At 64.7% G+C, this 15,866-nt stretch carries 10 protein-coding genes; 5 read left to right on the top strand and 5 right to left on the bottom strand.

Features of this window, described 5'->3' with window-relative positions:
* Positions 1-109: 109 nt before the first annotated feature.
* From ACVILI_RS29790 to amaB, 5 genes are all read left to right on the top strand, one after another.
* Entirely contained in the window at positions 110-1,048 is a 939-nt protein-coding gene (locus tag ACVILI_RS29790; RefSeq protein WP_019860912.1) for a glycosyltransferase family A protein, read from the top strand.
* A gap of 104 nt (positions 1,049-1,152) precedes the next feature.
* Complete coding sequence (locus tag ACVILI_RS29785; protein WP_038649261.1) at positions 1,153-2,244, top strand: DNA topoisomerase IB; 1,092 nt, start codon at positions 1,153-1,155, stop codon at positions 2,242-2,244.
* 99 nt (positions 2,245-2,343) lie between these two features.
* A complete protein-coding gene (locus tag ACVILI_RS29780) occupies positions 2,344-2,718 on the top strand; it encodes a YciI family protein (RefSeq protein WP_019860910.1) in 375 nt (124 codons plus the stop codon).
* Positions 2,715-3,989 carry an RNA polymerase sigma factor gene (locus ACVILI_RS29775; RefSeq protein ID WP_038649258.1) on the top strand — a complete coding sequence of 425 codons (1,275 nt, stop codon included), beginning with the start codon at positions 2,715-2,717 and terminating at the stop codon, positions 3,987-3,989. Before ACVILI_RS29780 ends, ACVILI_RS29775 begins: the two co-directional genes overlap by 4 nt.
* A gap of 187 nt (positions 3,990-4,176) precedes the next feature.
* Positions 4,177-5,691 (top strand): L-piperidine-6-carboxylate dehydrogenase, encoded by a 1,515-nt coding sequence (amaB, locus tag ACVILI_RS29770; protein WP_038653303.1) that lies wholly within the window; start codon positions 4,177-4,179, stop codon positions 5,689-5,691.
* 379 nt (positions 5,692-6,070) lie between these two features.
* Here the strand turns inward: amaB and ACVILI_RS29765 are convergent, their stop codons facing one another.
* The 5 genes from ACVILI_RS29765 to ACVILI_RS29745 all read right to left on the bottom strand — a co-directional run bounded on the left by ACVILI_RS29765 (position 6,071) and on the right by ACVILI_RS29745 (position 15,804).
* A complete protein-coding gene (locus ACVILI_RS29765) occupies positions 6,071-6,799 on the bottom strand; it encodes a hypothetical protein (protein WP_223217920.1) in 729 nt (242 codons plus the stop codon).
* Positions 6,800-7,446: 647 nt separating this feature from the next.
* A complete protein-coding gene (locus ACVILI_RS29760; RefSeq protein ID WP_069093034.1) occupies positions 7,447-7,821 on the bottom strand; it encodes a hypothetical protein in 375 nt (124 codons plus the stop codon).
* 194 nt (positions 7,822-8,015) lie between these two features.
* Positions 8,016-11,300 (bottom strand): efflux RND transporter permease subunit, encoded by a 3,285-nt coding sequence (locus tag ACVILI_RS29755; protein ID WP_038649249.1) that lies wholly within the window; start codon positions 11,298-11,300, stop codon positions 8,016-8,018.
* Positions 11,297-14,431, bottom strand: coding sequence for an MdtB/MuxB family multidrug efflux RND transporter permease subunit (locus ACVILI_RS29750; protein ID WP_457102712.1), 3,135 nt, complete (start codon positions 14,429-14,431; stop codon positions 11,297-11,299). The genes ACVILI_RS29755 and ACVILI_RS29750 overlap by 4 nt, the downstream gene beginning before the upstream one ends.
* The gene (locus ACVILI_RS29745) at positions 14,428-15,804 is read right to left on the bottom strand and encodes an efflux RND transporter periplasmic adaptor subunit (RefSeq protein WP_038649243.1); all 1,377 of its coding nucleotides are present in this window, start codon (positions 15,802-15,804) and stop codon (positions 14,428-14,430) included. The genes ACVILI_RS29750 and ACVILI_RS29745 overlap by 4 nt, the downstream gene beginning before the upstream one ends.
* Positions 15,805-15,866: the final 62 nt, after the last annotated feature.

Raw genomic sequence — 15,866 nt, 5'->3', positions numbered from 1 at the left:
AGCGCGCTGAGAAGCGCGAAGCGTTCCGCTGCGTGGACGAAGCGACTTCTCAAACATCCAAGGGGCCGCTAATCTCTGTTCGTTTCGGCGCGGGCGCGGGGTCTTGTAATTGAAAGCGGTCAGCGTCGTCATCCCTGCTTACAATGCGGCGGCCACGATCGCGACAACGCTGGCGTCGCTTGGCAGCGAGGCCGAGGTCATCGGCGAGATCCTGCTGGTCGACGATGCATCGACTGACAACACGGCTGATGTGGCACGGCAGGCAGCGGCGCAATTGTCTTTGCCGCTGCGTGTGCTGCCGGCTGAATGCCGCGACGCCGGCGGCGCCCGCAACGTGGCGCTGGCGCAGGCGCTCCATCCCTGGGTGTATCTGATCGACGCCGACGATTTGCATCTTCAGGGCGGATTGCGCGCGCTGCTGCGGCAGGCGGAGAACCAGCCGAAAGCCGGCATGATCGTCGGCGCCTACCGGCGGCGGGTGAACGGGCAGGATCGGCAGATCAAGGTGCCGAACGGCTATCAGGCTGCGTGCCTGGCAAATGCTTCGGCCTATGTGAAAGGCGACATACGCTCCGTCGCCGTGGGCAGCGTGCTGGCGTCCCGGCAACTGATCGGCGATACACGGTTTCCGGTGGGCCTTGCCTATGACGAGGACACGCTGTTCTGGGCGCGGCTGATGAGCAAGGCTTCGCTGGCCATGATTCCGCAACCCGTCATGGTCTATGAGGTTTCGCCGGCTCGTTCCGACGACCGCTTCGCAATCAACCCGGTGCGGCGCTTCCTGGAGTGGCGCCGGGAATTGCGTACGCTCACCGATTGCGGCATCCCGGTCTCGGCGCTCAAGACCAGGGAAGGGCTTGTCGCCCTCAAGATCGCCCGCGTCCACTACGCACGTGGCGACCTCGACGTCGCCGCGCGCTTCCTGGCAGTGGCCGCGGCCGCGCCAAAGCGGCGGTCAGAAGCCTGGCGCTGCCTGCGTTACAGGCTCAAGCTCGCGGTGCGACGCCGGCTGTCGGCGCCGCGGGTAGAACTGCAGGGCGTCTTGTAGTCGTAAGGTTCCGCCATTCGCTTATCGCGGCCAGCCGACTTTCGCGCGGCGTGGAACCAGCTGTCGGCCAACAGCTTATCTACGCATATTTGCGTGGAGCTTACATGCTGCAGACATCCGGATTGCCGCACGGCCGGCCAACCGACGGCGCCGTTGCCCCGAAGAACGGGGCGCAAAGCGCGGCTGAGCACGCCGCGCTGACCTATGTCAGCGATGCAGAGCCTGGTATCCGCCGGCTGAAGACCAGCAAGGGATTTACCTACAAGGGACCGGACGGGAAAGCGGTCTCGGATGCCGCCAGGGCGCGTATCGAGGCGATCGTTATTCCGCCGGCATGGACGGATGTGTGGATATCGCCGGATGCCGACGGGCACATCCAGGCGACCGGCAGGGATCAGCGGGGGCGCAAGCAGTATCGCTATCATCCGCAATGGGCCGAAGAACGCGACGGCGCCAAATATTCGAGCCTAGTTGCCTTCGCCGAAAGCCTGGCCAAGCTGAGGCGCACGATCGACGGTGATTTGCGCCGCCACGGCCTGCCGTTCGAGCGCGTCGTCGCCGCGGTCGTCTGGCTGCTCGACAATACGATGATCCGCGTCGGCAATGCCGCCTATGCGCGCGACAACAAGAGCTTCGGCCTTACGACGTTGCGCGACCGCCATGTCGATATCAAGGGATCGAGCCTGCGCTTCGCCTTCAAGGGCAAGTCCGGCAAGGAATGGAAACTGAAGCTGGTCGATCGCCGTATCGCCGGCATCGTGCGGGGTGCGCAGGACCTGCCGGGCCAGAAACTGTTCCAGTATCTCGATGAAGACGGCAGCAGACGCCCGGTCCGCTCCGACGACGTCAACCGCTACATCAGGGACGCCGCCGGCGATGCGTTCAGCTCCAAGCATTTTCGCACCTGGGGCGGCACCATCCATGCCGCGTCGCTGTTTGCGCAGACGGAGCTGCCCGAAGCCAAGGCCCAGCAAAAGCGGGTGATGAACAGCGTCATCGACAAGGTGGCCGAGCGGCTGGGCAACACGCGCGCTGTCTGCCGCAAGTGCTATATTCATCCGCAGGTTTTCGAAGCCTGGTCGCAGGGACGGCTGCTGGCAGAAATGGCGGAAGCCAACAAGCGCAAGCGGCCCATGGAGGGTCTCGATGACGAGGAATCGCTCGTGCTGAGATGGTTGAAGACGCACGAACGGTGACTGGCGGCAATTGACGGTCGCTCTATCCGTCTTTTTTTATCGACGTCGTGTCGGGATCGGTCATACTGTTTCGTCCTTTGATACAGAAAAGGACCGACCATGCTCTACGCCATACTCTGCTATGCCTCCGAAGACGTCGTCAGCTCCTGGAGCAAGGCGCAGGACGACGAAGTCATGGCCAATCTCATCAACGTTCAGGACAAGTACGCCAAGGCTGGCCGGCTTGGCCCGGTGGCGCGGCTTTTGCCGACGACAGCGGCGACGACGCTGCGGAAAGTGAAAGGCGAATCGGTCGTCATCGATGGGCCGTTCGCCGAGACCAAGGAGCAGTTCCTCGGTTTCTACACGCTCGAATGCGCCGATCTCGACGAGGCCGTCGAATTCGCCCGTGAGCTCTCCGAGGTCAACCCGAGCGGCGGATCCTACGAGATCCGGCCGGTCTCGGTGTTCAATCCCACTAAGGTGGCCGTATGACCGAACTTGCCTGGATCAGCTCCGCGATCAGCGCTGCTCGCCCGCAGGCAATGGGCGCGCTGCTGCGCTATTTCCGCGATCTCGATACGGCGGAGGAAGCTTTCCAGGATGCCTGTCTCCGGGCGTTGAAGAACTGGCCGCAGAACGGGCCGCCGCGCGACCCGGCGGCCTGGCTGATCTTCGTCGGCCGCAACAGCGGTATCGACGCGGTGCGCAAGCGCGCCAAGCAGGCGCCGATGCCGGAAGAGGACCAGATCTCCGATCTGGAGGACGCCGAGAGCGACATCGCCGAGCGGCTGGACGGCGCGCACTATCGCGACGACATATTGCGGCTGCTCTTCATCTGCTGCCATCCTGACCTTCCGGCAACGCAGCAGATCGCGGTCGCGCTGCGCATCGTCTCCGGTCTCACCGTCAAGCAGATCGCTCGCGCCTTCCTGGTCGGCGAGAGCGCCATGGAGCAGCGCATCACCCGCGCCAAGGCGCGCATCGCCGACGCAGGCGTGCCGTTCGAGACGCCGGGCGCTGCCGAGCGCTCCGAGCGGCTCGCCGCGGTGGCGGCGATGGTCTACCTGATCTTCAACGAAGGCTATTCGACCAACAGCGGCGAGGCGCCGGCCCGCGCGCCGCTGTGCGAGGAGGCGATCCGGCTCGCCCGGCTGTTGCTGCGGCTGTTCCAGACCGAGCCGGAGATCATGGGGCTGACGGCGCTGCTTTTGCTGCAGCATGCGCGCGCGCCGGCCCGCTTCGACGCGGACGGCGAGATCGTGCTGCTCGAGGACCAGGATCGCAGCCTGTGGAGCCGCAAGATGATCAACGAGGGGCTGGCGCTGGTCGACAAGGCGTTGCGCCATCGCAAGCCCGGTCCCTACCAGGTGCAGGCCGCGATCGCCGCTTTGCATGCCCGGGCAGAGAAGGCCGAGGACACCGACTGGGTGGAGATCGACCTGCTCTACGGCCTGCTCGAACAGATGCAGCCGTCGCCCGTCATCACGCTCAACCGCGCGGTGGCGGTCTCGAAAATACGCGGCCCGGAAGCCGCCCTTGCCATGATCGAGCCGCTGGAAGAAAGGCTTTCCGGCTATTTCCACTTCTTCGGCCTCAAGGGCGGGCTGCTGATGCAGCTCGACCGGGGTGAGGAGGCGCGGGTCGCCTTCGACCGCGCCATCGCGCTGGCCAACACGGCGGCGGAAGCAGCCCATATCCGCATGCATATCGACCGTTTGATGAAGGACGGCGCCGTGCGCGTGCCGGCGAAAAAGGCCCACTGAGCCGCGTTTGCCCATCTGGCTCAATCGTGTCGCCCGGGCTTAGACCATGCCGGGGTGGCGATTTTCCCTCGAAACGAGTAAGGCCACGCCATGACTGTGCCTGAAGTGCCTTTTCGGTACGCGGGCGAGATGGCGCGAGGCTTTGACCCGACGCCATATGATGACGACGGATCTGAAAGGGACAAAAATGACCATAGCGAAGGAAACGGCCGAGCTTCTGGCGAAACTGGGTGTGGCCAAGGACGCGCTAGTCGGCGGCGACCTGATCGTGCACAGCCCGGTGACGGGCGAACAGATCGCGGCCCTGAAGACCATCTCGCCGGCCGATGCGGCCAAGACCATCGATGCCGCCCACAATGCGTTCCAGTCCTGGCGGCTGGTGCCCGGCCCGAAGCGCGGCGAACTGGTGCGGCTGCTCGGTGAGGAATTGCGTGCGCACAAGGCCGAGCTTGGCCGGCTGGTGTCGATCGAGGTCGGCAAGATCCCGTCCGAGGGGCTCGGCGAGGTGCAGGAGATGATCGACATCTGCGATTTCGCCGTCGGCCTGTCCCGGCAATTGTACGGCCTGACCATCGCCACCGAGCGTCCGGGCCATCGCATGATGGAAACCTGGCATCCGCTCGGCGTGGTCGGCGTCATTTCCGCCTTCAACTTCCCGGTCGCGGTATGGTCGTGGAATGCGGCGCTGGCGCTCGTCTGCGGCGACGCGGTGGTGTGGAAGCCCTCGGAAAAGACGCCGCTGACCGCACTTGCCTGCGAGGCGATCTTCAAGCGCGCGGTCAAGCGTTTCGGCGCCGACGCGCCGCAGGGGCTGGCGCCGGTGCTGATCGGCGACCGCGCCGTCGGCGAAATCCTGGTCGACCATCCCAAGGTGCCGCTGGTCTCGGCCACCGGCTCGACCCGCATGGGCCGGGACGTCGGCCCGCGTCTGGCCAAGCGCTTTGCCCGCGCGGTGCTGGAGCTCGGCGGCAACAATGCCGGCATCGTCTGCCCGACCGCCGATCTCGACATGGCGCTGCGGGCGATTGCCTTCGGCGCCATGGGCACCGCCGGCCAGCGCTGCACGACGCTGCGGCGCCTGTTCGTGCATGAGAGCGTCTACGATGCCTTGGTGCCGCGGCTGAAGAAGGCCTATCAGAGCGTGTCTGTCGGCAATCCGCTGGAGACCTCTTCGCTGGTCGGGCCGCTGATCGACAAGGCGGCCTTTGACGCCATGCAGAGGGCATTGACGGAAGCCACGGCCCATGGCGGCAAGGTGACCGGCGGTACGCGCGTCGAAAATGGCCACCCGGATGCCTATTATGTGCATCCGGCGCTGGTCGAGATGCAAAGCCAAGTCTCGCCGGTGACGGAAGAAACCTTCGCGCCCATCCTCTACGTGATGAAATATTCCGATTTCGACGCTGTGCTTGACGAGCACAATGCGGTGGGTGCTGGCCTGTCATCGTCGATCTTCACGCGCGATCTGCAGGAATCCGAGCGGTTCCTCGGTGTCGACGGTTCGGACTGCGGCATCGCCAATGTCAACATCGGCACGTCAGGAGCCGAGATCGGCGGCGCCTTCGGCGGCGAAAAGGAGACCGGCGGCGGCCGCGAAAGCGGCTCCGATGCGTGGAAGGCCTATATGCGGCGCGCCACCAACACGGTGAACTATTCCAAGGCGCTGCCGCTTGCCCAGGGCGTCTCGTTCGACATCGATTGAGAACGCCGAGGTCTGCCCAAGATCAGTGTCGGTGATGCTCGGCGAGCATCAATCGACACAGGGCGTACACGTCGCTGTAATGCTGGACAGCTTCTGACGCTTGTCCAGCATCGGCCCTTCGGATACCGCTCCGGTCAGCGGGCCGGTCGTCGGACCAAAGGCTTCGGCGAAGCTTGGGCGCGGGCACAGCGATGCAATGCCGGATGAGCGGCAACGCTGGCCATCAATAGTGGGTGAATGTGTACAGTGGCCACAATCACGGACGCAGCTTCATTGCTACGCGGAAGCGCAAAATCGGTATCTCTTCTTGTCCGACCTGATTGCGGACGGAAATCCGCCTTACGCTTTCCCCAAAATCAGCCCTTGTGCAGGGCGCTGCTCAGTCACCGCCTTGCGATGGCGGAAAACAAGCCTTGAAGGCATTGTCGACGACAGCCAGCTTGGCGGCCTGCACGGTCATGTATTCCTCGTAGAACCCGTGCGACACCCACATCACCGAATGGCCGCGTTGGCCGAGCCAGCCAATGCTGCCGAGTTCCTCGGCGGTGCGCAGTTTGCGGCCGAGATGGGTCCGCGACAGCTTGAGCCATTTGGCGAAATCGCCGATCGAAACCACACTGGTCGGAATCCGCTCCAGGCCGGCGTGGTCCGGATCGATGCCGGACATCAGCCAGTCCATGACGATGCCGCCATTGTTGAGCCAGATGAAAAGGGAAAAGGTCTGGTTGGGTTCGCGCACCGGCTTTGAGGTCAGCAGGCCGTCAGCGATCAGCGGCTGCAGTGTGGCAAGCATGTCGGGCCGTTCCAGATATCTGCCCAGCCGGTCGCCGCCATCGATATGGTCAAGCGTGCGCAGATGGGCGGTCACCCAGCCGGTGAACCTCTCGATGGTGGCGGCCGTCGGTTGCAGGGGATGCGTGCGGCCGTCCCCGCCAGCCACATACTCGGCGATGTTGTAGTGCAGCATCTCCTTGATGAATGCATCCGCCGTATTGCGGCTGGCCACGGCGTTCTTGTGCACGACCTCGATAAAACGCGATACGGTCAGTTCCTTGCGGCGGTCGTTCGGGTCCCGCCGGAAGTGCATGGCAAGGCCGACATGGGCCATCAGCCAGCGCTGCTGTGTGGCAAAGATTGAAGCCAGTCGCGGGGTTTCCTCATAGATGCGGATCAGGGACTGCGACTGTTCCTGTACGTAGCGGTGCAAGGCCGGATGGGCGGCTATGTCTTCCAGATTCAGCGCGGATCTCCCGATCTCTTGAATCAACTGGGATAGCGAAGTCACGTTCCCTATTTTTCAGCCTTCAACACCTGTGTCCAGACGTACCATTTGCGGACAACAGGGCCAGCCGAGGCATGGATCGACAGTGACGGGTTATGGCTTGGATAACAGCCGAAGGGCTGCCCGTTGAATCGACCTTCATCAGGCCAGGCATAGTGTCCGTCTCATCCGAGCGGCCGGGCGCACGCCTTTCGGACATGAATGCAGACCAGCCGTGGTTTTGACGAGCGATAAGACATCGCGCGGCGGCGAAGCTTTGCCGCGTTCTACTTCGAAATGCGAGTGGCTGAGTGGATTATTGAAAGAGTATCGTAATTCCCGCCACTGCCAGGGCCTTGGCGACGCTTCCATCTGCACCATCGCCTCGGTCTAGTAGGCTTCCCGCCTTGCTTGCACCACTGTGCGAGGGCCCAGTGAAAAACCGGCGCCCCCGAAATCTGTCTGGGGCGCCGAACGATCATAAGCGGTCCGCGTCAGCCATTCGGGTAATAGCCGCCATCGGAGCCGTCGCCCATGTATGTGCCGCCGCCCGTATCGACCTGCAGTTGCTGGTCCAGCTTCTCTATCTGGCCGAGCAAAGCTCGATATGCGCCGCCACCGGTGGCCGAGCGGTGAATGCTTTCGGCCTGCATCATCAGATCGTGCTCCTGCTGAGGGGTGATCGCCTTTGCATCCATGGCCTCGACGATCCCCTGCCTGACGCCCTGCAACTGGTCCAGGACCGCACTTGCCTCGACGGACATGCCGCCCGGTTCGACCCGATGGCGATGCACCGCGTAGGCGCTCGATAGTGGCACCGCCGCCAGAAGCGATGCGATTGCTATGACCTTCGGTGTAAAATTGCGCATGGTTGCGCCTCCCTTCAACGGGAAAAGCGGTAAGGCTATCGCTTTCCGATCGCGGGCAATCTGCTCCCGTCGCGTCGCGATGATCCTCTCATCGCCGGCGGTTCGTGGCCCGTACCCATCGATATAGGGGCGTTCCAAACCGCTGGACGGCAAGGAACGCAAAGTTGACAGTTTGTGATCGGCGGAGAGCCGGCTCAATCTCCCGGTTGTATGCCTGCCTGCCAGGAGTACCGGGTCCGCGACGGCAATCGCCGGCACCAGCGACCAAAACGGTCGATATAGATGTAGATGACCGGCGTCGTGTAGAGGGTCAGGATCTGGCTCAGGATCAGGCCGCCGACGATGGCGATGCCGAGCGGCTGGCGCAGTTCCGCGCCCTCGCCAAGGCCGATCGCCAGCGGCACGGCGCCGAACAGCGCCGCCATGGTCGTCATCATGATCGGGCGGAAGCGCAGCAGGCATGCCTGGTAGATGGCGTCATGCGCCGATTTGTTCTCGTTGCGCTCCGCGGCCAGTGCGAAGTCGATCATCATGATCGCGTTCTTCTTGACGATGCCGATCAAGAGGATGATGCCGATCAGCGCCATGATCGAGAACTCGATGTTGAACAGGGTCAGCGCCAGCAAGGCGCCGACGCCGGCCGAGGGCAAGGTCGACAGAATGGTCAGCGGGTGCGCGTAGCTTTCGTAGAGAATGCCGAGCACGACATAGACGGCGATCAGCGCGGCGAGGATCAGCAGCGGCTGGTCGGAGAGGGAGTCCTGGAAGACGCGCGCCGTGCCCTGGAAACTGCCATGGATGGTGGCCGGCATGCCGATGCGGTCGGCCGCCGCGTTGATGGCCGCGACGCCTTCGCTGAGCGCGACGCCCGGCGCCAGGTTGAACGACAGGGTGGTGGCGACGAAGAGGCCCTGGTGGTTGACCGACAGCGGCGTGCTGCCGGGGCCATAATGCGCGACGGCCGACAGCGGCACCATGATCTCGGCTCCGGTGCTGACCGCCGAGCCGGTCGAGGCGGCCGTCCTGCCGGTGCTTGTGATGGAATTGTTGGCCTGGTTGCGCGCCGCGTCGGCGGCGACCGTCTGGGCGCTGGTGGACCGGCCTGGTGCGACGAATGTGCCGGCAACCGCATTGCTCGCCTGCGATCCTCCAACCGAACCGCCCGATGTGCTGACATAGACTTTTTTCAGCGCATCCGGGTTTTGCCAGTATTGCGGCGCCACTTCCATGATCACGTGGTACTGGTTGCGCTGGACATAGATGGTGGACACCTGGCGCTGGCCGAAGGCGTCGTAGAGCGTGTTGTCGATCTCGCTGGCCGATATGCCGAGGCGCTTTGCCGTGTCGCGGTCGATGGTGACGTCGGCTTCCAGGCCCTTGTTCTGCTGGTCGGAGTTGACGTCGGTGAGCCTGGGTTCCGTCTGCAGCGCGGCGGCGAGCTTCGGCGCCCATTCCGCCAGCTCATCGAAACTGTCGCCTTGCAAGGTGTACTGGTACTGCGCGTTCGATTGCCGCCCGCCGACGCGTATATCCTGCACCGCCTGCAGGAAAAGCGTGGCGCCAGGCACACCAGCCAGTTTGGGCCGCAGCCGGGCGATGACCTGGTCGGCCGAGATCTTGCGCTCGGCCAACGGCTTCAGCGACACGAACATGAAGCCGGAATTGGTCTGACCGCCGCCGGTGAAGCCGACCGCGGCGTCGACCGCCGGATCCTTGCTGACGATGCCGGCGAACTGGCTGAGCTTTTGCGACATCGACTGGAAGGAGGTCGCCTGGTCGGCCTGGATCGAGCCGGTCAGCCGTCCGGTGTCCTGCTGCGGGAAGAAGCCCTTGGGAATGGTGACATAGAGATAGCCATTCAGGCACAGTGTGGCCGCGAGCACCGCCATGATCAGCAGCGGATTGTCGAGTGCCCAGGACAACGACCGGCGATAGAAGCTCAGCATGGCCTCGAAGATGCGCTCGCTGAAGCGGTAGAGCCGGCCGTGTTCGCGTTCTCCCTCGGGGCGCAGCAGGATCGAGCACATCATCGGCGTGGTGGTGAGCGATATTGCGAGCGAGACCAGGATCGCCGCCGACAGCGTGACGGCGAATTCGCGGAACAGCCGGCCGACGATGCCGCCCATCAGCAGGATCGGGATGAAGACGGCGATCAGCGACAGGCTCATCGACAGCACGGTGAAGCCGACCTCCTGGGAGCCCTTGATCGCTGCTTCCATGCGGCCCATGCCGGAAGCGGTGTGGCGGGCGATGTTCTCCAGCACGACGATGGCGTCGTCGACGACGAAGCCGGTGGCCACCGTCATCGCCATCAGCGACAGATTGTCGATGCTGAAGCCGAGCAGATACATGACACCCAGTGTACCGACGAGGGACACCGGCACGGCCACGATCGGCACCAGCGCCGAACGCACGTCGCGCAGGAAGGCGAAGACGACGAGGATCACCAGGCCGATGGCGATCATCAGCGTCTGCGCGACCTCGCTCAGCGAAGCGCGGATGGTTGTCGAGCGATCGACCGCCAGCGACAGGTCGATGGCCGGCGAGATCGAGGCGCGCAGCGCCGGCAGCAACGCCTTTACCCGGTCCACCGTCGCGATGATGTTGGCGTTGGGCGAGCGGTTGAGGATGATCAGCACGCCCGGCTTGCCGTTGGCAAGACCGGCATTGCGAATGTTCTCGACGGAATCATTGACCTGGCCGACGTCGGAAAGCCTGACCGGCGCGCCATTGCGGTAAGCGACGATGAGGGAACGGTAGGCTTCGGCCTGGTTGGCCTGGTCATTGGCGTAGATCTGGTAGCGCCGGCCGCCGACATCGACGGCGCCCTTGGGGCTGTGGGCGTTGGCCGAGGCGAGTGCGGCGCGCACATCCTCCAGCCCGATGCCGTAATCGTAGAGCACCTGCGGGTTGAGCTCGACGCGCACCGCCGGCAGCGAGCTGCCGCCGACCGACACCTCGCCGATGCCGTCGACCTGCGAGAGTTTCTGCGCCAGCACGGTGCTGGCGGCATCGAAGAGCTGACCCTTGGACAGAGTGTCCGATGTCATCGACAGGACGAGGATCGGGGCGTCGGCGGGATTGACCTTGCGATAGGTCGGGTTGGAACGCAGGCTGGACGGCAGGTCGGCGCGCGCGGCGTTGATCGCCGCCTGGACGTCACGCGCGGCGCCGTCAATGTCGCGGTCCAGCCCGAACTGCAAGGTGATGCGCGCGCTGCCGACGCTGCTCGACGAGGTCATTTCGTTGACGTCGGCGATTTCGCCGAGATGCCGCTCGAGTGGGCTGGCGACGGTGTTGGCCACCACCTGGGGGCTGGCGCCGGGCAGCGAGGCCGTCACCGAGATGACGGGGTAGTCGACCGCCGGCAGCGGCGCCACCGGCAATTGCGGAAACGCCACCAGCCCGGCCGCCAGCAGGCCGAAAGTCAGCAGCGTCGTTGCCACCGGCCGTCGAATGAAGGGAACCGACAGGTTCATGGCCCGGCGTCCGCACCATTGGTGCGAGGAAGATTGGGGGCATGGGCAAGGTTGGGTTCGATGCCTCTGAGACGAGCCGAGAGACGATCAAACCAGAGATAGATCACCGGCGTGGTGAACAGCGTCAGCAACTGGCTGAGCAGCAGGCCGCCGACGATGGAGACGCCCAGGGGATGGCGCAGTTCCGAGCCGACGCCGGTGCCGAGCATAAGCGGCAAGGCGCCCAGCATCGCCGCCAGCGTCGTCATCAGGATCGGGCGGAAGCGCAGCAGGCAGGCCTGGTAGATGGCCTCGCGCGGCGTCTTGCCTTCATGGCGCTGCGCGTCGAGCGCGAAGTCGATCATCATGATGGCGTTCTTCTTGACCACGCCGATCAGGAGGATGATGCCGATGATCGAGATGATGGTCAGGTCCTGGCCGGCGATCATCAGCGCCAGCAACGCGCCGATGCCGGCCGAAGGTAGCGTCGACAGGATGGTGATCGGGTGGATGAAGCTCTCATAGAGCACGCCGAGCACGATGTAGACGGTGACCACCGCCGCCAGGATCAGGAACAGTGTGTTGTCGAGCGAAGCCTGGAAGGCGCGCGCCGCACCCTGGAAGCTGGTGATGATGCTGAGCGGCATGCCGATGTCGGCCTGCGCCTGCTGGATCGCGGTGACCGCCTCGCCGAGCGACACACCTGGCGCCAGGTTGAACGAGACGGTGGTGGCGGGGAATTGCCCCATATGGGTGATCTGCAGCGGCGTGGTGGCGATATGGGTGGCTGCCACCACCGATAGCGGCACCGGGGCGCCGCCAGTCGAGGAGGGCAGGTAGACGGAAGAGAGCGCCTTGAGCGAATCCTGCTCTGAAGGGGCGGCCTCGAGAATGACCCGGGACTGGCTTGACGTGGTGTAGATGGTCGACACCATACGCTGGCCGAAAGCATCGTAGAGCGCATTGTCGACGGTCGCCGGCGTGATGCCGAAGCGCGCGGCCTGGTCGCGGTCGATATCGACAAAGACGGCGAGGCCGCTGTTCGATAGGTCGCTGGCGACGTCGGCGAGCTGCGGCAGCGTGTTCAGCCTGGCAAGCAGCTTCGGCGTCCATTCTCCCAGCTCATCGGCATTGGCGTCCTGGAGCACGAATTGGTACTGGGTGCGGCTGACCTGGCCGTCGATGGTCAGGTCCTGAACCGGCTGCATATAGAGCATGACACCGGGCACGGCGCCGGCTTCCTGTTTCAGCCGCGCGATGACCTGCGTGATATCAGCGGTGCGCGCTTCATGCGGCTTGAGGTTGATCAGGATGCGGCCGACATTCATCGTCGTGTTGGTGCCGTCGACGCCGATGAAGGACGATAGGCTGTCGACGTCGGGATCCCTAAGGATGATGGCGGCCAGCTGCTGCTGCCGGTCGGCCATGGCGGCATAGGAGATCGACTGTGGCGCCTCTGATATGGCCTGGATGACGCCGGTGTCCTGCACGGGGAAGAACCCCTTGGGGATGACCACGTAGAGGGCCGCCGTCAGCACCAGGGTGGCCGCCGCCACCACGAGCATCAGCGTCTGCCGGTCGAGTACCCAGGTCAGCGCCCGGCCGTAGCCGCGGATCACCCAGTCGAAGAAGTCGCGGCTGGCGCGTTGCAGGGCGTTTTCGCGCACCGCCGCCACCGGTTTGAGCAGCTTGGCGCAGGCCATCGGCACCAGCGTCAGCGACACCACCGCCGAGATCAGGATGGTGGTGGCAAGCGTGATGGAGAATTCGCGAAACAGCCGGCCGACGACATCGCCCATGAACAGAAGCGGGATCAGCACCGCGATCAGCGAAACGGTCAGCGAGATGATGGTGAAGCCGATCTGCTGCGACCCTTTCAGCGCCGCCTGCAGCGGCGTAGCGCCCTCCTCGACATAGCGGGCGACGTTCTCGATGACGACGATGGCGTCGTCGACGACGAAGCCGGTGGCGATGGTCAGCGCCATCAGCGAAAGATTGTCGAGGCTGAAGCCGAACAGGTACATGACGCCCAGTGTGCCGACCAACGACAGGGGAACCGACAGGCTCGGGATCAGCGTGGCGCGCGCGCTGCGCAGGAAGACGAAAATGACCAGCACGACGAGGATGATCGAGAGCGTCAGCTCGTATTCGACGTCGCGCACGGAGGCGCGGATGGTCGTGGTGCGGTCGGTCAGCACCTTCACGTCGACGGCGTTCGGCAGCGAGGCCTGGAGCTGCGGCAGCAGCGCCTTGATGCGGTCGACCACGTCGATGACATTGGCGCCGGGCTGGCGCTGGATGTTGAGGATGATCGCCGGCGTGCTGTTCATCCAGGCGGCAAGTCGGTTGTTCTCGGTGGCGTCGACCACGTCGGCCACATCGCTTAGCCGCACCGGTGCGCCGTCCTTGTAGGCGACGATCAGCGAACGGTATTCGTCGGCGCTCTTCAGCTGGTCGTTGGCATTGATGGTGTAGGCGCGCGACGGCCCGTCGAAATTGCCCTTCGGCGTGTTGACGTTGGCGCTGCCCAAAGTGGTGCGCAAATCGTCGAGGTTGAGGCCATAGGCGGCGAGCTTGCGCGGATCGGCCTGGACACGCACCGCCGGCCGCTGGCCGCCGCTGAGGCTGACCAGGCCGACGCCCGGCAGCTGCGATATCTTCTGCGCCAGCCTGGTGTCGGCAAGCTGCTGCACGTCGCGCAGCGGCATGGTGGCCGAGGTCAGGCCGAGGGTGAGCACCGGCGCGTCGGCCGGATTGACCTTGGCGTAGATGGGCGGCGCCGGCAGGTCTGCCGGCAAAAGATTACCGGCCGCGTTTATGGCCGCCTGAACCTCCTGCTCGGCGACATCGAGCGATATCGCCAGGCTGAACTGCAGCGTGATGACCGAGGATCCGGCCGAACTGACGGAGTTCATCTGGTTGAGGTTGGCGATCTGGCCGAGCTGGACTTCCAGCGGTGCCGTGACCGAGGACGTCATGACGTCAGGGCTGGCGCCGGGATAGAAGGTCTGCACCTGGATGGTGGGGTAGTCGACCTCGGGCAGGGCCGAGACGGGCAGATAGCGATAGGCCAGCAGGCCCGACAGCATGATGGCGACCATGAACAGCGATGTCGCCACCGGCCGCAGGATGAAGGCGCGCGACGGGCTCATTGCTGCTGCCCGGACTCCGCGTGACGATGCTTGCGGCCCTGGCCCTTGCGCTTGCCCGTGTCATCCGGCTTTGGCGCATCCGATGCGGGCTGGTCCGGCGCCGACGCCTGTGACTGAGGCGCTGTCCCGGCGGGCGTGGCAGCCGATGCCGGAGGTGACTGCGCCGAGACCGGTGCCGAGGGCTGTGCCGGGGCCGGCGCATCCTGCTGAAGGTTGACATGGGCGCCGTCGCGGAGCTTGTCGGCGCCGTCGACGACGACACGGTCGCCGGGGTTCAGGCCGGCGAGGATCTCGACGTGTTCGCCATTGGTGACGCCAAGCGTGACCTTGCGCACGGCGACCGTGCTGTCGGGGTTGACCAGATAGACGAAGGTGCCGGGCAAGCCGCGCTGGATCGCCGCGATCGGGGCGATCGCCACGTCCTTGTGCTCGTCGACGAGAAGCGCGAGGTTGACGAACTGGTTCGGGTAGAGGACGCGCGTCTCGTTGGCGAAGCCCGCCCGCAGCTTGATGGTGCCGGTGCTCGGGTCTATCTGGCTGTCGAAGGTTTCGAGCTGGCCGTCGGCGAGCTTCTTGGCTCCGGCGCGGTCGAAAGCCGATGTGGGCAAAGTGGCTCCCTGCTGCATGCGCTGCGCGATCGCGGGCAATTCATCCTCGGGCACGGTGAACAACACACTGATCGGCTGGACTTGCGTGATGATGACGATGCCGTTGGCATCGCCAGGGGTGACGTAGTTGCCCTGATCGACCTGGCGCAGCCCTGCCCGTCCGTCGACGGGAGCCAGGATGCGGCAATAATCCAGATTGAGGGTGGCGGTCTGTATCATCGCCTGGTCGACCTGGACGGAACCCTGGTCCTGCGCGACAAGGGCGACCTGCGCGTCGAGGGTCTGCGGTGTCGCCGTCCCCTGCGCCACCAGTTTCTGGTCGCGGACGAGGTCGAGCTGGGCATCCCTGAGCATGGCCTGGTCGCGCACCACCTGGCCCTGGGCCTGGGCGAGCGCCGCCTGATAGGGGCGGGGATCGATCTCGGCCAGCAGGTCGCCCTTCTTGACGTCCTGGCCCTCCTTGAAATTCACCTGGATGAGCGGGCCGGTGACCTGCGGCTTGACGGTGACGGTGGAGAGCGAGGTCACCGTGCCGAGCGCATTGAGGGTGACGTCTATCGTGCCCTTTTCGACGGCGGCGGAGCCGATCGTCGTCGGCTGCGCGCCTCGTCTGCCGCCGGGTTGCCTCGCCTCGACATGCGGACGCTGATAGAGATAGGCGGCGGTTGCGGCGACAATGGCAATGAAGATCAGCCACGGGATCCAGCGACGCGATCGGCGTGGCGCGACGGTCGTCTGCAGGGGCATTTCCAATTGCTGGTCCATGGCGGCATTCTTTCACCCCCATCCACCAATATGGCCGAAGCCTGACGAAGTCGAATTAACAG

It is taken from the genome of Mesorhizobium sp. USDA 4775, from assembly GCF_054062655.1.
This window is presented reverse-complemented; position numbering and strand designations above follow the sequence as displayed.